This window comes from Haloglomus litoreum (genome assembly GCF_029338515.1).
GTDB lineage: Archaea > Halobacteriota > Halobacteria > Halobacteriales > Haloarculaceae > Haloglomus > Haloglomus litoreum.
In genome coordinates, this window is the sequence record NZ_CP119988.1 from 3,006,057 (window position 1) to 3,023,308 (window position 17,252).

The 17,252-nt window shown below is 68.0% G+C and carries 19 protein-coding genes and 1 pseudogene; 9 read left to right on the forward strand and 11 right to left on the reverse strand.

The features are described 5' to 3' along the window. Nucleotides 1-114: 114 nt before the first annotated feature. On the forward strand, nt 115-681 hold the full coding sequence (locus P2T62_RS15025) for a plastocyanin/azurin family copper-binding protein (protein WP_276257886.1): 567 nt from the start codon (nt 115-117) through the stop codon (nt 679-681). Nucleotides 682-684: 3 nt separating this feature from the next. Here P2T62_RS15025 and P2T62_RS15030 read toward each other — a convergent pair whose 3' ends face one another. The 3 genes from P2T62_RS15030 to P2T62_RS15040 all read right to left on the reverse strand — a co-directional run bounded on the left by P2T62_RS15030 (nt 685) and on the right by P2T62_RS15040 (nt 2,959). Further along, entirely contained in the window at nt 685-1,953 is a 1,269-nt protein-coding gene (locus tag P2T62_RS15030) for a tyrosine-type recombinase/integrase (RefSeq protein ID WP_276257887.1), read from the reverse strand. Nucleotides 1,954-2,031: 78 nt separating this feature from the next. Continuing rightward, nucleotides 2,032-2,337 (reverse strand): DUF7967 family protein, encoded by a 306-nt coding sequence (locus P2T62_RS15035; RefSeq protein WP_276257888.1) that lies wholly within the window; start codon nt 2,335-2,337, stop codon nt 2,032-2,034. A gap of 88 nt (nt 2,338-2,425) precedes the next feature. Then, entirely contained in the window at nt 2,426-2,959 is a 534-nt protein-coding gene (locus tag P2T62_RS15040) for an SRPBCC family protein (protein ID WP_276257889.1), read from the reverse strand. An 82-nt stretch (nt 2,960-3,041) separates the two neighbouring features. Between P2T62_RS15040 and P2T62_RS15045 the strand changes: the two genes are divergently transcribed. Continuing rightward, on the forward strand, nt 3,042-3,833 hold the full coding sequence (locus P2T62_RS15045; protein WP_276257890.1) for an FAD-binding protein: 792 nt from the start codon (nt 3,042-3,044) through the stop codon (nt 3,831-3,833). 84 nt (nt 3,834-3,917) lie between these two features. Here the strand turns inward: P2T62_RS15045 and P2T62_RS15050 are convergent, their stop codons facing one another. Further along, entirely contained in the window at nt 3,918-4,142 is a 225-nt protein-coding gene (locus P2T62_RS15050; RefSeq protein WP_276257891.1) for a hypothetical protein, read from the reverse strand. Between the two features lie 171 nt (nt 4,143-4,313). Between P2T62_RS15050 and coaBC the strand changes: the two genes are divergently transcribed. The 3 genes from coaBC (at nt 4,314) to P2T62_RS15065 (ending at nt 6,792) form a co-directional block, all read left to right on the forward strand. Further along, on the forward strand, nt 4,314-5,492 hold the full coding sequence (gene coaBC, locus P2T62_RS15055; protein WP_276257892.1) for a bifunctional phosphopantothenoylcysteine decarboxylase/phosphopantothenate--cysteine ligase CoaBC: 1,179 nt from the start codon (nt 4,314-4,316) through the stop codon (nt 5,490-5,492). A 96-nt stretch (nt 5,493-5,588) separates the two neighbouring features. Continuing rightward, entirely contained in the window at nt 5,589-5,966 is a 378-nt protein-coding gene (locus P2T62_RS15060; protein ID WP_276257893.1) for a hypothetical protein, read from the forward strand. Nucleotides 5,967-6,012: 46 nt separating this feature from the next. Beyond that, the gene (locus P2T62_RS15065; RefSeq protein WP_276257894.1) at nt 6,013-6,792 is read left to right on the forward strand and encodes an SDR family NAD(P)-dependent oxidoreductase; all 780 of its coding nucleotides are present in this window, start codon (nt 6,013-6,015) and stop codon (nt 6,790-6,792) included. Between the two features lie 49 nt (nt 6,793-6,841). On the opposite strand, the gene mnhG is transcribed toward P2T62_RS15065, so the two are convergent. From mnhG to mbhE, 7 genes and pseudogenes are all read right to left on the reverse strand, one after another. After that, nucleotides 6,842-7,207 (reverse strand): monovalent cation/H(+) antiporter subunit G, encoded by a 366-nt coding sequence (gene mnhG, locus P2T62_RS15070; RefSeq protein ID WP_276261628.1) that lies wholly within the window; start codon nt 7,205-7,207, stop codon nt 6,842-6,844. Nucleotides 7,208-7,311: 104 nt separating this feature from the next. Then, a complete protein-coding gene (locus tag P2T62_RS15075; protein ID WP_276257895.1) occupies nt 7,312-7,599 on the reverse strand; it encodes an MrpF/PhaF family protein in 288 nt (95 codons plus the stop codon). After that, nucleotides 7,589-8,230, reverse strand: a complete 642-nt coding sequence (locus P2T62_RS15080; RefSeq protein WP_276257896.1) for a Na+/H+ antiporter subunit E — start codon at nt 8,228-8,230, stop codon at nt 7,589-7,591. Before P2T62_RS15080 ends, P2T62_RS15075 begins: the two co-directional genes overlap by 11 nt. After that, nucleotides 8,227-10,059, reverse strand: coding sequence for a complex I subunit 5 family protein (locus P2T62_RS15085; RefSeq protein ID WP_276257897.1), 1,833 nt, complete (start codon nt 10,057-10,059; stop codon nt 8,227-8,229). Before P2T62_RS15085 ends, P2T62_RS15080 begins: the two co-directional genes overlap by 4 nt. A 128-nt stretch (nt 10,060-10,187) precedes the next feature. Continuing rightward, nucleotides 10,188-10,532 (reverse strand): annotated as a pseudogene (locus P2T62_RS15090) (sodium:proton antiporter); the annotation flags it as partial. Nucleotides 10,533-10,644: 112 nt separating this feature from the next. Continuing rightward, nucleotides 10,645-11,115, reverse strand: a complete 471-nt coding sequence (locus tag P2T62_RS15095; RefSeq protein ID WP_276257898.1) for an MnhB domain-containing protein — start codon at nt 11,113-11,115, stop codon at nt 10,645-10,647. Then, nucleotides 11,112-13,655 carry a hydrogen gas-evolving membrane-bound hydrogenase subunit E gene (gene mbhE / locus P2T62_RS15100; protein ID WP_276257899.1) on the reverse strand — a complete coding sequence of 848 codons (2,544 nt, stop codon included), beginning with the start codon at nt 13,653-13,655 and terminating at the stop codon, nt 11,112-11,114. Before mbhE ends, P2T62_RS15095 begins: the two co-directional genes overlap by 4 nt. A gap of 138 nt (nt 13,656-13,793) precedes the next feature. On the opposite strand from mbhE, the gene P2T62_RS15105 reads away from it, so the two are divergent. The 4 genes from P2T62_RS15105 (at nt 13,794) to hpt (ending at nt 16,890) form a co-directional block, all read left to right on the forward strand. Next, nucleotides 13,794-14,288, forward strand: a complete 495-nt coding sequence (locus P2T62_RS15105) for a hypothetical protein (RefSeq protein ID WP_276257900.1) — start codon at nt 13,794-13,796, stop codon at nt 14,286-14,288. Between the two features lie 319 nt (nt 14,289-14,607). Continuing rightward, on the forward strand, nt 14,608-15,864 hold the full coding sequence (locus tag P2T62_RS15110) for an RNA-guided endonuclease InsQ/TnpB family protein (protein ID WP_276257901.1): 1,257 nt from the start codon (nt 14,608-14,610) through the stop codon (nt 15,862-15,864). Beyond that, the gene (locus P2T62_RS15115; RefSeq protein ID WP_276257902.1) at nt 15,861-16,274 is read left to right on the forward strand and encodes a hypothetical protein; all 414 of its coding nucleotides are present in this window, start codon (nt 15,861-15,863) and stop codon (nt 16,272-16,274) included. Before P2T62_RS15110 ends, P2T62_RS15115 begins: the two co-directional genes overlap by 4 nt. A 49-nt stretch (nt 16,275-16,323) precedes the next feature. Continuing rightward, nucleotides 16,324-16,890, forward strand: coding sequence for a hypoxanthine/guanine phosphoribosyltransferase (hpt, locus tag P2T62_RS15120; protein WP_276257903.1), 567 nt, complete (start codon nt 16,324-16,326; stop codon nt 16,888-16,890). Nucleotides 16,891-17,252: the final 362 nt, after the last annotated feature.

A 17,252-nucleotide genomic window follows, 5' to 3' on the forward strand; every position in this document is an offset into this window, starting at 1 on the left:
GCGGCCACGGCCCCACGACGGCGCCCCCGGCCCGGCGGAACGGGGGTGCGGTCGGCGAGTGCACGGCGGCCTCGAACCGATATATTCAGGGGCGGGTAGTAGCTAGGCACAGGCATGACAGGACACGACTCGTCCGCCGGGGAGGTCAGCCGTCGCGGCTTCCTCCGCGCGGCGACCGGCGGCGCGGCGGCCGCGGGCACGGTCGCTGCCACGAGCGGGAGCGCCGCGGCCCAGGCCGCCACCGTCACCGTCGGTCCCGGCGGTGACCTCGTCTTCGAACCCGCGACCGTCTACGTCGCCCCCGGCGAGACGGTGACGTGGGAGTGGGACTCGAACAACCACAACATCGTCGTCAACTCCCAGCCCGAGGACGCCAACTGGGAGGGGACCGAGGGGCCCGAGACGCAGACGTACGACGAGGGCCACACCTACGAGTACACGTTCGAGACGACGGGGGAGTACGAGTACGTCTGCTTCCCGCACGCGCCAGGGATGGCCGGCAAGGTCGTCGTCAACGAGGACGGCGCCTCCCCGACGCCGGAGCCGGTCAGCGGTCCGCCGGAGATCCCGGACTCGGCGAAGACGCTCGGCATCGCCACCGTCTTCGGGATGCTGTCGACGCTCGGATTGGCTTACTTTTTCATGAAATATGGAGGAGATTACGAAACTCCCGACGAATAGATATCAGTTATCGAGATATTCTCGGATATAATCCTCGTTATTATCGATAATACGGTCGAGGATTGTACTATCGAGCTGAGGTGGTTGTGCGGCCTCTTGACGAGAGCTACATCTCCCATCATTCCGGTCTGATACGCCAGCAGTCCGGCTGAGTCGAAGAATCGTCGAGCAGGAGGGGCACTCGACAGGGTCGGAAGAGTTCGATAGATCTTCGCCACACGATCTACAGGTGCTCAGTCGGGGACGTCCCACTTCGAGCGAGTTCTCCCCAGTTAGCTCATACTGTGATAGTACCGACCGGAGATGCTCGTCGTCCGAGACGTGGCTGTATCGCTGGAATCTCGTCGAATCGGGTTTCCAGCCGACCATGAAGCAGATTTGCTGAGTCCCAAGACCATCTCGAACCATCTGGGTGATAGCAGTATGTCGGAATCGATGTGGGTGGACCTTCTCGGGGTCCACGTCAGCCTCACGTGCAAGTTCTCGGAGAGCCCTGTGGGCCGCTCGAGGAGAAAGGACTGTTCCTGCATCGACGCCGACGCTTTCCCCCTCTCGAATGCAGAAGAACGGAGCAGAATCATCCTCCGCACACGGGTGCTTGCGTTTCCAGGCTCTGAAGAAAGGGGTGGCCCACATCAAGGGGCGCACACCGGACGCACCTTTCAGTCCAACCGCTTCGTCGTTCAACCTCATGAGCCCAATCGAGCTTGATAGGTCGATGTCACGGACACGGAGCGAACAGATCGCACTAATTCGCTGACCAGTAGCAAGTAGACCAGCGGCCAGAGCCGTATCCCTGGGACGGTTCTCGACAGAAACCAACCCGGTCGACTCCTCGCGAGTGAGCAGGTCATCGCCCGTGATTGCGGTCTGGACGGGCTGTCCGATTTCGATTTCACTTGCCCAGTCCCGTCCCAACCAGTCGAAGTACCCCCGAAGATACGTTCTGTAATTTCGAACGGTCCCAGAAGCGTATCCATCTTCAGGGGCCTCGGGGTGGGCACCAGACTCCAGGTCGTCCACGAACTGCCTCACCTCCTCGAGACCACAGAGTTCACGGAGTGGAACCTCGGAACGCTCAGCGAGCAATCTGAGATTGTAGACCTTGTTGAAGATAGTCTGCAGGCCGTTATCCGTCTCCGTTCGCAGATACTCGAAGTACCTGCACATCTGCTGCCGTTCATCCGAGGTGAGTGATTCTGATTGTTCGAGGAGTCGGAGCTGATTCTGCAGGCGTTCCTCCAGATTGGAGGGGTCATCGACGGAGTTCACACTGAACCGCTCTCCTTCCATATCGGTTATAAAATCTAGCCGTCTCGCAGGATTGGGTCAGGAAGGATTAAATCGGATTCAGAGCGCGTCGTCCGGCTCGTGGCGGTCCGCCATCCGCCCGGCCTCGGCCGCGTACTGTTCGACGAGTTCTGGGTCGCCCACGTCACCGAGGTTCCCCGGTTCGACCTCGACAGCGGCCGTCGTCTCCCGGTGGTCGCCGGTGAACGACGTGAGTGCCCGCTCCTTCCGGTAGTACCGCGTGCCGTCGGGCGTCGCGTAGGTCAGGATGATGAGGTTCTGCTCGTCGTCGGAGTAGGTCCGCTCGACGAGCCACACGCGCACCGTCTCGGTCGCCGACGCGGCATCTGTTTCACTCTGATTCATACCGCAAACTAGTCGGTAGAGCACCATCACGCTTCCGCCGGTTCCCAGCTCGTGAGGTCGGCCGGAAAACCAGCGGCTCGGAACCGTCTCAGACCGAGTCCGGCGAGGTGTGGATCTCCAGGTCCACGTCCCGGGATTCGCCCTCGAGGTCGGCGACGATGCGCCGGACGATGCGCTCGGCCTCCTCCTGGATGAGCGGTTTCACCCGCTCGATCACCCAGCCGATGGAGACGAAGCGCGGGAGGTCGACGGCGTCCTCGTCGGCCGAATCGGGGAAGAACTGGATCTGCAGGCGGACCCGGGTGGCGTGCTCGCGGTCCGGCGGCACCGCCTCGTCGGGTAGCGCCTCGACCACCCATCGCCCGCGCGCGTCGATGTCCTTGACGACCGTCCAGTCCAGCCGGTCGGGCGGCTCGACCGCGACCACCCGTGACCGTGCGGTGTAGGTCAGCTTCCACCACGCGAAGTGGAGGTCGTACTCCGTGCCGGGGCCGCCGTCACCGTGCTGGTCCACGCGGTCGAGGTACTCCGAGTAGCGCGCGTAGCCCGGGAAGTCCACGAGGAAGGCGTGGGCCTCCTCGGGGGTGATGTAGACGACGGTACTGACCTCGACGGTGTCCACGCCCGGGAATCGGGCCCACAGGCCGTAAGGGTTCCGCGCCGAAACCGGCAGGTTCCTGACGGGCGGTGGTCGACTGACAGGTATGTCCGACGAAGACGACGCGAGTTCCGACGGCACGGGTCCGGACGTGGTCGTGGTCGGTGGCGGCGTCGCCGGTCTGACGGCGGCCGTCTTCACGGCCCGGGCTGGACTGGAGACGCTCGTGGTCGACGACGGAGAGTCCATCCTCCGGCGCAACGCCCATCTGGAGAACGTCCCCGGCTTCCCGGCCGGCGTGAACGCGCGGCTGTTCCTGGACCTGCTGGCGGAGCAGGCCGGGAAGAGCGGTGCGGCGTTCCACGAGGGTCGCGTGACGGGACTCGACCCCGACGACGAGGCCCACGCCGTCCGCGTGGAGGGCAGCGACGGTGAGCAGGTGCTGACGGCCCCGTTCGTCGTGGCCGCGTCCTGGAGCGACGCCTCCTATCTCGAGGGGACCGGTGTCGCGCTGCTGGAGCGGGGCTCGAAGACCTACGCCGACACGGACGACGACTGCGGCCGGACCGCCGTCGACGGGCTGTACGCGGCCGGGCGGCTGGCGACGAAGGCCCACCAGACCGCCGTCTGCGCGGGTCACGGCGCGGAGGTCGGTCTCGCGGTCATCGAGGACAGCGACACGGCGTTCTACCACGACTGGGTCGCCCCCGAGGGCTACTTCACCGACCGCGACCGTGAGGTGCCGCCGGGCTGTGAGGAGATCGACGAGGAGGAGTGGAACGCACGGGCCGCGGCCGCCCGCGAGCGGATGCGCGAAGCGTTCGCCGACCCGCACCCGGACGACCCGACGATGCACCCCAGCGTCGTGGCGAAGCGAGCGCGGGAGGAGGACGGATAGTTCGTTTGGATCGTAGATATTACTATAGACCGACTGGCGTTACTTCATAATCAGGAATTGACGAGTTATGAACAGACTACCCAGTCAGTAGCCAGTCAGTCCGCGCGTGAACGCGGCGTAGCCGACGATCAGGAAGGCGAGGCCGATGGTGACCCCGAGAGCCGTCATCAGGTCCCCACCGGTACCACAGGCCCCCGTGGTGAGCGAGCCGACCAGGCAGCCCCGTTCGCCGAGGACGGGTGACGCCGCCACGAGGACCAGTCCGAGGAGGGCGAGCGCCGGGCCCGTGACCACGTTCGCTTGGCGCATACGCGGAACGGGTGGGCAGACCCTGTTATAGCTTTCGCCGGGTGGAGTGGCGTTCGAACCGGGGAGCATGGCTGATCGGCGACCGTGGGGCGGGTTGCGAAGCAGGTCCCCCGACGCGCACGGAGCGCCCGGTGCGGGGGACTCAATACCCCGTCGGGCCAACGGCGGGCTATGCTGGAGGGTGTGAACGTCGCGCTGGGGGTGTCGGGCTCCATCGCGGCGGTGAAGACGGTCGAGCTGGCACACGAGTTGCGCCGCCACGGGGCCGAGGTGCGCGCTGTCACCACCGACGCCGCGACGGGCATCATCCACCCGTGGTCGCTGGAGTTCGCCACCGAGAACGATGTCGTGACCGAGATCACGGGCCGGGTCGAGCACGTCGAGCTCTGCGGCCGGGAGGGCTGGGCGGACGTGTTCCTCGTCGCGCCGGCCACGGCCAATACGGTCGGGAAGATCGCGGCGGCGGTCGACGACACCCCGGTCACGACCTGCGCGACGGTCGCGCTGGGCGCGGACGTACCGCTGGTCGTCGCGCCGGCGATGCACGAGCCGATGTACGACCATCCGGGCGTCCTCGAGTCGCTGGACCGGCTGGAGGGGTGGGGCGTCGACTTCGTCGACCCGCGCATCGAGGAGGGGAAGGCGAAGATCGCCACCGAGGCCGACATCGTCACCGAAGTCGCCCGGGCGGCGGGCCCGGACCCGCTGGCCGGCCGGGAGGTGATCGTCACGAGCGGCGCGACGAGCGAGCGCATCGACCCCGTTCGGACCATCACCAACCGTGCCTCGGGGCGGACGGGTCGCGCGGTGGCGCGGGCGTGCTACGTGCGCGGGGCGGACGTGACGCTCGTCCACGACGGCCCGGACGAGGCGTACGCGACCGTAGAGCGGGTCGAGAGTGCCGCGGAGATGCTCGAGGCCGTCGAGGCACACGCCGACGACGCCGACGCGCTCGTGAGCGCGGCGGCCATCTCGGATTACACGGTCGCCGGGAGCGACGAGAAGATCCGCTCCGGTCAGGACCTCACCCTCGAACTCGAACCGACACCGAAGCTCATCGACACGGTCCGCGAGGCCCACCCCGACCTCACCATCGTCGGGTTCAAGCTGGAGACGAGCGGCGACGACGACGCGCTGGTGGGGAAGGCCCGGGAGACGCTCGACCGTGCGGGCCTGGCCTTCGTCGTCGGGAACGACGCCTCGGTCCTGGGCGAGGCGGAGACGCGGACCCTGTTCGTCCGAGAGTCGAGCGTGAGGGAGTTCGTCGGCAGCAAGGACGGCCTCGGACTGCGGGTCGCCGAGGAACTGGCCGCCGAACTGGACGCGGCGTCTGACGGCGACGGGAACTGACTCCCCGGGCGGCGAGCGGCGACAGCCGGCCGGACACTTCAACCCCCGGCTGGCTTCGGCACAATCGACACCTTCCTGACTCCCCGTTCAGCGCGTATGCAGCCACTACCCGACAGCAGCGCGGTCGGCGGCTACCTCCTGCCGACGGCCATCGCGGCGGTGCTGGTGCTCGTGCCGCTGTTCCTGGGGGGAGTGGTTGGGTACCGGACGGTGGGTCGGACGAGCGACCGCCTCCGCGCGGGGGCACGGGCGGGCGCCGCACTCACCGTCCTCGCCACGGCCGGGGTGGGGCTCTACGCGTTCACCGTCCTGCCGGGGGCCTCCGGGTACGACGTGTCGACCCTGCTGACGCTCCTCCCGACGCTTGGCATCGCCTGGGTCCTGTTCGCCGGGCTCTACAGCGTCTGCGTGTCGGTCATCGGGAGCGTCCTGGGCGGGTACATCCGGAGGCGGGCGACGTACGCCTCGGCCTGAGGGGCCGACGCGAACGCTTAACACCCGACCAGCCGACCCGCCCGGCATGCTCGAGGACACGACGGCGCTGGTGACCGGCGCCTCCCAGGGGATCGGCCGCGAGATCGCGACGACCTTCGGCGGCTACGGCGCGAACGTCGTCTGTGCCGCCCGGAGCGCGGACGCCATCGACGAGACCGCAGCGGCGGTCACGGACGCGGGCGGCGAGGCGGTCGCCGTCGAGACCGACGTGACCGCGGAGGACGACGTGGCGGCCGTGGTCGAGGCGACGGTCGACGAGTTCGGCGGCCTGGACTGTCTCGTCAACAACGCCGGCATCGGCGGCCCCGTCCAACCGGTCCACCGTATCGACGCCGACGCGTTCCGCCGGACCCAGGAGGTGAACGTCGTCGGGCCGTTCCTCTGTGCGAAACACGCCGAGGAGCACCTGCGCGAGTCCGACCGGGGCAGCGTAATCAACATCGGCTCCATCGGCGGAAAACGGCCGTATCCCAACCGCCTGGCGTACGCCGCCTCGAAGATGGCGCTTGTCGGGATGACGCGGACGCTGGCCTATGAACTCGGTCGGGACGGCGTCACCGTCAACACCGTCCTGCCGGGGCCCATCGAGGGCCCGCGTGTCGAGGAGATGGTCGCAAAGCAGGCCGAACTGGCCGGTGTCGAGCGGGCCGAACCGGCAGACATCGGCCCCGACGACTTCGCGCTCGCGGAGTTCATGCTAGATGCGAGCGAGGTGGCAGAGCAGGTCGCGTACCTCGCCAGCGAGCGAGGCCGCCACATCACCGCCCAGGAAATCGGGGTCGACGCTGGCGGGACCTGGTACTGAGGCCGCCCAGGAGTGAGGATGCCGGCCGACGAGCGGAGCGACCGCCGACTCAGTCGTCGGCGGGGTCGGTGGCCTCGCCCTCGGTTGGGTCGTCGACCCCGTCGCTGCCGCCCGGCCAGCTCACGTCGCCGGCGAAGTCGACGCCCATCCGCTGGGCGGCCCGGCTGATCATGTGCGAGCCCGTCGGGGCCGTGACGAACAGGAAGACGATGCCGACCAGCGAGACGAGGCCGGCACCGCGCGGCCCGAAGTAGGCCGTGTTGGCCAGCAGGATGGAGGCGGCGCCGATGGTGGTCGCCTTGCTGGTGGCGTGCATCCGGTTGTAGACGTCCGGGAGCCGCATGAGGCCGACCGTCCCGATGATGAGGAAGAACGCCCCGAGCGCGACCAGCGCGACGACGACGGCGCCACGGATGGGGCCGACGGTCGGCGCGCCGCCGCCCTCCGTGACGAGGACGACAGGGTCGAGCGTGCGGGCGAGCGCGGGCAGCGTGGTGGCTGCGGTGGTCGGTCCGGTCATCATTCGATGATGTCCCCCTCCGTCACGTAGCGGGCGACGGTGATGGTACTGATGAAGCCGATGATGGCGAGGACGAGGGCCACGTCGGCGAACAGGCCGCGGGCCGTGAACATCGCGTACAGCGCGGCGATGGCGACCACGTTCGTCCCGATGACGTCCAGCGCGACGACGCGGTCGGGCGTCGTCGGACCGACGATGACGCGATAGCTCGCCACGAGGGTCACCGCTGCCGAGAGCACGAGGCCCGCGAGCATGACGGGGTCGAGGAAGGCCGGTTCACTCGCCATCGGACTCACCTCCCCCGTCGGTGCCGGCCGCACGGTCGGGCTCGGCCACGCGACGGCCCCCGTCGGCCGAGGGCTGTCCCGGTCGCTCCGGGACCGGCGTGGTTGGATCCCGCCCCTCGAAGATGACGAGCGCGTAGTCCTCCCACGTCCGGATGGGCGCGAGGACCGAGGCGGGGTCCTGGCAGTTGATGGCGTGGACGTACAGCGTGTTGGTCTCTGCGTCGTGGTCCATGGTGAGCGTGCCGGGGGTGAGGGTGATGGAGTTCGCGATGGTGGTGATGGCGGCGTCGGACTCGACGCGGAGCGGCACCGCGACCACGTCCGGTTCGATGGGCATCGACGGCGCGAGGACGCGGTACGCCACGTCGACGTTGGCGGTGATGAGTTCGCGGATGAACACCGCGATGTAGCGAAGCGCGTACGGGACCGAGCGGAGCGACGGCCGGATGGCGAACTCGTCCTCGTAGAAGTTCCGGAGCGCGAACGCCGTCGGGAACCCGACGAGCAGCCCGATGATGAACTCCTCGGCGACCACCACGAGGCCACCGGGCAGCGGCGTCGGGTCGACGCCGCGGACGAACAGGAACAGGACGGCCAGTCCGAGGCCGATGGCCGGCCAGCGGCGCGTCATCGGCCATCACCCCGGAACTCGCGGAGTCGCTCGGCGATGTCGTGCGTGCCGTCGCTGCCGCCACCGTCGGCGAGCGCCTCCCCCGCGGTGGTGGGGTCGACGGCGTCGACGTAGGCGCCCGTATCGAGCGCGGCGTTCGCGGCGTCGGTCGCGGCCGTGTACAGCGGGTCGAAGCCGACGCCGAGCGCGACCAGCAGGACCGCCAGCGCCAGCGTGCACGCCACGAGGACGGGGTCGGCGATGCTCGCGGCGGCCGAGACATCGTCGCCGGGGCTGCCGTGAGCATCGTCGTGCGCCCCCTCGTGGCTGCTCGGCGCGTCCCCGTCCTCGTCACCCTCGGCGTGGCCCCCGTCGGCCACGGCGGCGCCGTCGTGGGTCCCGTCGACGCCCGCCAGCGCGGCGACCGCGGCCGCCCGGACCCGCGGCCCGGGCTCGCCCCAGAAGGCGCGGTTCCAGGCGCGGGTCACGTAGGCGATGGTCAGGACGGCGCCGGCGAGCGCGACCACCAGCGCGAGCGGTGCGCCCGCGCGGACCGCCGTGTCGAAGACGAGCAGCTTCGCGAAGAAGCCCGTCAGCGGCGGGATACCCACGAGCGAGAGCGCGCCGATGAGGAAGGCCCCCGAGAGGACCGGCGTCGCCTCCGTCAGGCCGCCCAGGTCGGACAGGCGGGTGGAGCCGACGGCGTCCTCGACGGCGCCGACCGCGAGGAACAGCAGCGCCTTCGCGAGCCCGTGGTTGACGCTGTAGACGAGCGCCGCCGCGATGCCCAGCGTCCGGACCGCGGGGTCGGTCGCGGTCGCGGCCACGGCCAGCGGGAGGACGATGAAGCCGATCTGGCCGATGGAGGAGTACGCCAGCAGGCCCTCCATGTCGGGCTGGTCGATGGCGCCGAGGCCGCCGAGGAACGTGCTCGCGGTCGCCATGAGGAAGAGGACGGGCCCGAAGAAGGCGAGGAAGCCCAGCTCGGGGCCGCCCTCGATGCCCGGGAGCGACACCGCGAGTGGCGCGGCCGCGAAGACGGTGAAGTAGAGCCGGAGGACCGCGTAGACGCCGACCTTCTTGACGACGCCCGCGAGCATCGCCGTCGTCGGGGCGGGCGCCGCCCGGTAGGCGTCGGGGACCCAGAACTGGAACGGGACGACGCCCGCCTTCAGGAGGAACACGACGAGCAGGACCGCGGAGAGGCCCAGCACGGGCGCCGGGTCGATGCCGTAGGCCGCGGGTTCGGCGAGGCGGCGGGCCATGTCGGCCATGTTGAGCGTGCCCGTCGTGGCGTAGAGACCGCCGATGGCCAGCAGCATGACCGCGCTCCCGAGCAGGTTGAGGACGGCGTACTGGAGCGCCGCGCGGGTGGCGTCGGCGTCGCTGTGGAACGCGACGAGCACGTACGAGGACATCAGCATCACCTCGAACCAGACGAACAGGTTGAAGATGTCGCCGGTGAGGAACGCGCCGGTGACGCCGACGACCATGAGGTGGTAGAGCGCGTGGTAGGAGAGGCGCTGGCCCTCGCGGTCGATGCTGCGGACGCCATAGACGGCAGCGACCAGCGAGACGACGGCGGCCAGTGCCAAGAGCAGCACCGAGAGCGGGTCGGCGACGAGCGTGATGCCGAACGGGGCGTCCCAGTTCGACACCTGGTAGACCAGCCGGTTGTCCGGGTCGAGCTGGACCGCGCGGAACAGTGCCGCGACACCGACGAGGTACGCGACGGCACCCGCGACCGAGACGCCGCGCTGGAGGCGAGGGCCCCACCGCGTCAGCAGCGCGAGGATGGCGGTCAGGAGTGCAGCTAGCAGCGGCGCGACGACGACCTGCGGGGCCGACATCAGGCCTCACCCCCCTGGTCGCGGGGTCCTTCGTCGGCGCCGTCGGACTCCGGTGCCCCGGCGTCCGCCCCGGGCTGGCCACCGTCCGCGCGGGCCTCCGCGGCGGCCGCCTCGGGGCCCTCGAACGGGTTCGACGCCAGCTCCGCGAGGTCGATGGTCCCGTTCTCCTCGTAGACGCGGAAGGTGAGGACCAGCGCGAACGCCGTGGTCCCGAAGCCGATGACGATGGCCGTCAGGACGAGCGCCTGGACCAGCGGGTCGGCGAACGGGGCCGAGGCGCCGCCGGTCAACACTGGCGCGTCGGCACCCTCCTGCCCCGTCAGGCCGAAGCCCATCGTGACGAGGTAGAGGTTGGCCGCCTGCGAGATGATGGCCACGCCCCAGACGACACGGACCACGTCCCGCCGCAGGACGAGGAACGTCCCGAGCGCGAACAACAGTCCGAGCGCGAGCGCGAGGACGACTTCGACCATCAGGCCGTCACCTCCGGAAGTTCGTCGTAGATGCCGGACATTAGTGTATCATCCGGGCGTTTGACCGTGTATTCGCCATCTTCGGTCGAGAGCCGTGGAATTTCGATGTTCATCATTCCTTGCCCACCACCGCGAGGATCGTCAGGAGCGAGCCGACGACGACGAAGTACACCCCGAGGTCGAACGCGAGCGCGGAGGCGTACTCCAGCGTGCCGTACAGCGGGACGCCCTCGAGGAAGACGACCGCCTGCGTGAGGAACGGCACCTCGAAGAGCATCGCGGCCACGCCCGAGCCGAACGCGAGCGCCAGCCCCGCGGCGAACGTCCGCTCGTAGGATTCGGTCGGCCCCGACAGCAGCCCGTAGCCCTCCGAGCGGGTGACGAGGTCGCGCCGGACCGTATCGATGCCGTAGATGACGTACATCAGGACGAACGCCGTCGCCGTGAGGACGCCCGCGATGAAGCCCCCGCCCGGCAGGTTGTGCCCCTGGATGAGGAGCGCGACCGCCGTGACGGCGATGATGGGGACCACGGTGCGGGTGACCGTCTTCGCGATGACCGTCGGCTCGCGGTCCTGGGTCATCGGGCCTCACCCCCCTCGGTCGTGTCCACGTCGGTAGCGCCGCCGTCGGTCACGGGCGACTCCTCGGGCCCGCGCCCGCCAGGCTCCGTGACCTCCGGGTCGTCGCCGCCCACGTCCGTCCGGGCCCGCATCCCGATGAGCGTCAGCACCGAGAGGGCGGCCATCGCGACGACGGAGATCTCCCCGAGCGTGTCGAACGCCCGGAAGTCGACGAGGATGACGTTCACGACGTTGCTGCCGCCGCCGTAGTCGCCGAATATCGGCCCGTGTTCGGCCGGCACGCCCGCGCGGGCGAGGAAGAACTCGAAGATGGGGCCGTCGGGCTGGGCGCTCGTCGCGACGATGACCGTCGCGAAGACCGTGAAGCCGACGAGCGAGGCCAGCGCCGCGTCCGCGACGGTCCGGGCGCGAGAGCGAATCTCGCCGTAGTAGGCGGGGAGCTTGTCCAGCACGAGCAGGAAGATGACCAGCACGAGGGTCTCGATGACGAGCTGGGTCAGTGCCAGGTCGGGTGCGTGCGCGAGGATGTAGACGATGGCGACCATGAACCCGAGGATAGAGAGCGTGAGGACGCCGGCGATGTGCGAGGGCGCCCGGGCGACGGCCATCGCGCCCACGACCGCCACGCCGAGTACGAGCACGAGCGGAACGGGCGGGACGGCGCCGACGCCCTCGACGGTCACCGCACCGGCGGCCGCGTACCCCGCGAGCGCGAGGACCGAGGTGCCGAGCATGAACGGTGCGGCGTAGGTGCGGAAGGCCCCGCCGTGGACGGCGATGGCGAGCCGGCGAGAGACGCCGTTCGCACCCTCCGTGAGGCCGTCGTAGTACCAGTTCGGGCTGGTGTAGTCGACCGCCCGGGCGCGACGGACGCCAGCGTGGAGCCGGTCGTAGAACGGGTAGGCGACCCCGCCCAGCGCGATGGTCAGCAGGCTCATCCCGAGGTACGGCGTGAAGCTGAACAGCTTCGGGATGGAGAGCTTCAGCGAGTGGGCCTCGACGCCGACCGGAACGCTCGCCTCGAACGCCGACTGGACGATGGCGTCGATGGCGACCTGCGGGACGACGCCCGCGACGATGGCGATGGCCGCCAGCAGCGCGGGCGGCGCGAGCATCGAGAGCGGCGGCCGGTGGACGTCCACGTCGGCCAGCGCGTCGGGTCGGTCCCCGAAGAACAGCGAGAGGAACTTCAGCGAGTAGAGGAACGTGAACACGCTGCCGAAGACGGCGATGGCTGGGTAGAGCCAGAACCAGCCTCCCTGTGCCTTGGCGACGTAGTAGGTCGTCTCGAACAGCAACTCCTTCGACCAGAAACCGTTGAACGGCGGCACCCCGGCCATCCCGAGCGCGGCGATGCCCGTGATGCCCGCGACGATGGGGAGGTCCTTCCGCAGCCCGCCGAGCTCGGATATCTTCCGCGTGTGCGCCTCGTGGGCGATGATGCCCGCGACGAGGAACAGGGTCGCCTTGAAGACGGCGTGGTTGAAGATGTGGAACGCGCCCGTCTCCGCGCCGAGTTCGAGCGCCTCCGAGCCGGCCAGCCCGTAGCCCGCGATGATGAGGCCCAGGTGCGACGCGGTGGAGTACGCGAGCAACTCCTTGATGTCGGTCGCGCCGACCGCGAGGATGGCGGTGATGGTCATCGAGACGAGCCCGAGCGTCGCGAGCAGGAGCGTCCACTCCGGAATCGCGGGCAGGTCCGGGACGAACAGCGGCCGGAAGCGCCCCACCAGGTAGACCCCCGCCTTGACCATCGTCGCGCTGTGGAGGAACGCCGAAACCGGCGTGGGCGCCTCCATCGCGTTCGGCAGCCAGACGTGGAACGGCGCCTGTGCGGATTTGGTCACCGCGCCCACGGCCACGAGCGCGAGCGCGGGCACGAACAGGCTCGACGCGCGCAGCGCCTCCCGTACCGCGTCGCCGTTGGCGATGAGCGAGTTCTCGGTGCCGATGAGGACGAACGTCCGGCCCGCGGCGGTATCGCCGGAGGCGAACGCGAGGACGAGGAAGCCCGCGAGCATGAACAGGCCGCCCGCGACCGTGATGAGCATCGATTTCCGGGCGGCGTACTGGGAGGCGGCCTCGCGCTGGTGATGCCCGATGAGGAGGAACGAGGTGACCGATGTGAGCTCCCAGAAGACGAAGAGGGCGAGGAGGTCGGCGGCGAACGCGACGCCGAGCATCGACCCCATGAACGCCAGCAGCGTGGCGTAGTACTTGACGTGGCCGTGCTCGTGGGCCATGTAGCCGTAGGAGTAGGTGAAGACGAGGACGCCGACGCCGCTCGCGAGGAAGCCGATCAGCAGCGCGAGCCCGTCGACGTACAGCGTGAGGGTGACGCCCAGCGAGGGGATCCACGGCAGCTGGACCGCGCCCTCGGCGCCGTACTGCGTCGCGAGGAGGCCGAAACTGGCCGCCGCGACGAGGGCCGCGAAGAAGGCGACCCGCTGGCCGAGGACGCGGAACAGCGCCGGGACCAGCAGGGCCGCGACGAACGGCAGGGCGAGCGCGGCCACGAGGACGCCGGCGTCCGGTTGCACGGTTCCGAGTCGCGCGCGGGCGGGCAATAAGGGTTGTCGATTGGGTTCCGCCGCCGAGTTCGCGTGCAGGGGCTATGCTGGCGTGGGGGTAGCACGGCCCCGAACACGTATGTCCCGGGGACGCGTCCGTCCTCCCGGATGAATCGGACCCACGTCGCTGGCGCGGTTCTCCTCGCGGCCTGTTTCGGCGTCGCGCTGGCGGCGGGCCCGTACGGTGCCGACATCCGGTCGCTGACCACGGGCGAGGACCGGAACGCCTACGCGACGGGGACGATGGATGCCACGGTCCTCGACGCACCCGACACGGTCAGACTCGACCGCTACACCGAGAACGGGACCACGCGGTATCGTCTGCTCGTCCCCGCGGCGACCGTCGGCGTAGCGAACGTCTCGGGACGACCGGTCCTGACCTACAAACTGCGGATCGGCGGCATCGGACACACCCGCGGCACCGCACACGTCCTGAGCGAGGCCCAGGAGGGCGAATTCCGGACGACGCTCGACGCCTCGACGCTCGCGGCCGAGCGCATCGAGAGCGACGCGTACACCGGCGATCTGACGCTCGTCGTCCGGAGCGACCGGGGCACCCAGCGCATCCACGAGGCGAACGTGACCGTTCAGGTCACCCGGTGAGCCGGCGGAAAATTCCTCATTAATACCGAACAACGCCCGATTAACTATATGGTCAGCATATGGTGAGGAGATATGGGGGACACGAAAGGGTTCGCTCGAGTCGACCGCGGGCCGAGCGAATCCACGGGGGTCATCCTGATCGCCTTCATCCTCGGCACCTCCGCCGCGGCGTTCGCCTTCACAAAATCTCAACCCGGAAGTCCACGACATCAGTCGTGGGAGGAAGCCGACAGGGTTTGATTCCTCCCTGCGATTAAACCCATGACTTCCGGACGGCTCCTGAAGTTTATCAGTCAGAGCGCAGCACTCTGGTATGCCGATGGAGGTCACACGTACCATCCCCGTCAAACTGGACGTGCCCGCTGAGCGGCACGATGACCTCCATCGGACGATCAAACAGTTCAACCACGCCTGCAACTACACCGTCCAGCACGGTCGCAACGAAGAGGGCTACCTCATCCTCAACAAGTCCACCATACACGACCACGTATACTACGACCTTCGGGACGAGACAGACCTGCCCGCGAATCTCTGCATTCGGGCGTACTCGAAAGCCGTCGAAGCGATGAAATCCACTGTCGCTGACTGGAAGAAGGGTAACAGCCGACCCCTCCCACGATTCGACAAGCCGTCCGCCGTCTACGACAAGCGGACGCTGACCATCAACGACCGGTCGGCAACGCTCTCAACCATCAACGGACGGGTCGCCGTGGACTACGTTCTCGGGGACTACCAACAGTCCTATCTCGATGATAACGACTACGAGAAGCGGATGGGGACGCTCCACTACCGCGAGGACGAGGATGCGTTCTACCTCCATATCGTCATCAAGAAAGAGGTCGAGGCACGCAACGGTGACAGAGTACTCGGCGTAGATTTGAACCTGAAGAACGTTGCCGTGACCAGTACGGGGTCGTTCTACGACGGTGGCGAACTGTTGTGGGGACAGAACCACTACTTCCGCGTGCGTCGAAGCCTCCAGCACAAAGGCACTCGCTCCGCCAAGCAGGTGCTCCGGCGACTGTCGGGGCGAGAAACCCGCTTCGTGCTGAATCGCCTGCACACCATTTCTCGACGCATCGTCGAGGAAGCCGACGCCCACGATTGTTCGTACATCGCCGTCGAAGAATTGACTCATATCCGCGAGCGGATGGACAACCGGGACGACCAGGTCAAGCGCCAGCTCCACAACTGGGCATTCCGCGAACTCCAGGAGATGCTCGCCTACAAGGCCGCGGAGTACGGAATCCGCGTCGAGGAGATACCGCCCGCGTACACGAGTCAGAGTTGCTCGAAGTGCGGCCACCAGTCTAACACGAATCGTAATTCGGAGACGGGCTGGTTCGAGTGTACCGAGTGCGGCTACGAGGCCGACGGGGATTACAACGCGGCGAAGAACATCGGTCGCAAGTTGCTAACCTTACCAGAGGGCAAACGCCCCTCTGGGTTGGGCGACAGTCATCTCGCCCTGAAGTCCGGGACGCTGAACGGAAACGGCGAGTACACCGCCTACGATGCTTCATCGTCAGACCAGGAGTCCACGGACAAGCCCACGACTTCAGTCGTGGGTCGATGACGACGTTCCAGCAGGAGTCGGGCACCGCTCCGAACATCGCCTTCGGGTACCAGTACGAGGGCCACGACAACGACAGCACGCGCGACCTGCAAATCGTCGTGGACTCCGAGAACGGCGGCATAGAGGCGGACAACAGCTTCGGGGGCGAGCACGTCACCTTCGGGGGCGAGCACGTCACCTTCGTCTGCAAGGAGGGCAGCTGTGGGGACATCCACGAGTGGACGTTCGACGACGTGACGAGCGGGAGCGGTCCGGACGGTCGGTTCATCGCTGGCGACACGCTGACGCTCGATGCGTCACCCTCCCCGCCCGAAATCGATCGGAACGCGATCCTCCGCATCCGCTGGGAGGAGCCGGCGCCACAGGGCAAGACGGTCATCGTCGGCGTCTGGCGCGGGCCCGCTGCCTGACGGCGGCGCACTTCGCCAAGTTTTCACCCCCCGGTGCGCAACCCGCGACATGGACCGGCTTCGTCAGTCCCTGCTGGACGCGCCGATCATCGAGAAGGACGGCTACCACTACTTCGTCCACCCCATCAGCGACGGGGTCCCGATGCTGCGGCCCGAACTCCTCCGGGAGATCGTCATCAGCATCATCCGGAAGGCCGACCTCGACGTGGACAAGATCGTCACGCCCGCGGCGATGGGTATCCACATCTCCACGGCCGTCTCCCTGATGACCGACATCCCGCTCGTCGTCGTCCGCAAGCGCAAGTACGGACTGGAGGGCGAGGTCTCGCTCTCGCAGGTCACCGGCTACTCCGAGTCCGAGATGTACATCAACGACGTCGAGCCCGGCGACCGCGTCCTCGTGCTGGACGACGTCCTCTCGACCGGCGGGACACTGACGGCCATCACGGGCGCGCTCGACGAGATCGGGGCCGAGATCGCCGACATCGTGGCCGTCATCAAGAAGGAGGGCGGCGAGAACAAACTCGAGACGACCGATCACGAGGCCAAGACGCTCATCAACGTCGACGTCGTCGACGGCGAAGTCGTCATCGTCGACGAGAACGGGGACGACTGAATCGGAGCGGGCCGCTGCCATCGAGAGCGGGATGGCGCGCGGCACAGCCCTCCGAGCGTTGTCGAGAGCCATCCTGCACTCCGGGCGACGGTCTGCACAACCTCGACGAACAGTGCTACCCCGAGGGTGCCCAGCGGTGAGGTAGAACTATCGTTCGCTGCACGACACGATAGGCAATGGACCTGTGGGTCTACTCGCGGCCGATGGCCTATCTCTCATGCTGGTGGCCATCCTGAGCCTGCTCGTGCTGCTCCTACTTTTCTACCTGAGCGTGTAGACGTGATTCGGCGTGACCGGCGCTCGCGGCTGTATTCGAGTCGATAGCGTCCGTCCGGCACCCTCCGCTCTTCTAAGGGTAGATG

Excerpts from the sequence above, each read along its gene's own strand:
- P2T62_RS15105 (WP_276257900.1), top strand. The coding sequence starts at position 13,794 with ATGAATCGGACCCACGTCGCTGGCGCGGTTCTCCTCGCGGCCTGTTTC.
- P2T62_RS15080 (WP_276257896.1), bottom strand. The coding sequence starts at position 8,230 with ATGACGCGCCGCTGGCCGGCCATCGGCCTCGGACTGGCCGTCCTGTTC.
- P2T62_RS15095 (WP_276257898.1), bottom strand. The coding sequence starts at position 11,115 with ATGACCCAGGACCGCGAGCCGACGGTCATCGCGAAGACGGTCACCCGC.
- P2T62_RS15050 (WP_276257891.1), bottom strand. The coding sequence starts at position 4,142 with ATGCGCCAAGCGAACGTGGTCACGGGCCCGGCGCTCGCCCTCCTCGGA.
- P2T62_RS15060 (WP_276257893.1), top strand. The coding sequence starts at position 5,589 with ATGCAGCCACTACCCGACAGCAGCGCGGTCGGCGGCTACCTCCTGCCG.
- coaBC (WP_276257892.1), top strand. The coding sequence starts at position 4,314 with ATGCTGGAGGGTGTGAACGTCGCGCTGGGGGTGTCGGGCTCCATCGCG.
- P2T62_RS15085 (WP_276257897.1), bottom strand. The coding sequence starts at position 10,059 with ATGTCGGCCCCGCAGGTCGTCGTCGCGCCGCTGCTAGCTGCACTCCTG.
- P2T62_RS15045 (WP_276257890.1), top strand. The coding sequence starts at position 3,042 with ATGTCCGACGAAGACGACGCGAGTTCCGACGGCACGGGTCCGGACGTG.
- P2T62_RS15025 (WP_276257886.1), top strand. The coding sequence starts at position 115 with ATGACAGGACACGACTCGTCCGCCGGGGAGGTCAGCCGTCGCGGCTTC.
- P2T62_RS15115 (WP_276257902.1), top strand. The coding sequence starts at position 15,861 with ATGACGACGTTCCAGCAGGAGTCGGGCACCGCTCCGAACATCGCCTTC.
- hpt (WP_276257903.1), top strand. The coding sequence starts at position 16,324 with ATGGACCGGCTTCGTCAGTCCCTGCTGGACGCGCCGATCATCGAGAAG.
- P2T62_RS15075 (WP_276257895.1), bottom strand. The coding sequence starts at position 7,599 with ATGGCGAGTGAACCGGCCTTCCTCGACCCCGTCATGCTCGCGGGCCTC.
- P2T62_RS15065 (WP_276257894.1), top strand. The coding sequence starts at position 6,013 with ATGCTCGAGGACACGACGGCGCTGGTGACCGGCGCCTCCCAGGGGATC.
- P2T62_RS15110 (WP_276257901.1), top strand. The coding sequence starts at position 14,608 with ATGGAGGTCACACGTACCATCCCCGTCAAACTGGACGTGCCCGCTGAG.
- P2T62_RS15035 (WP_276257888.1), bottom strand. The coding sequence starts at position 2,337 with ATGAATCAGAGTGAAACAGATGCCGCGTCGGCGACCGAGACGGTGCGC.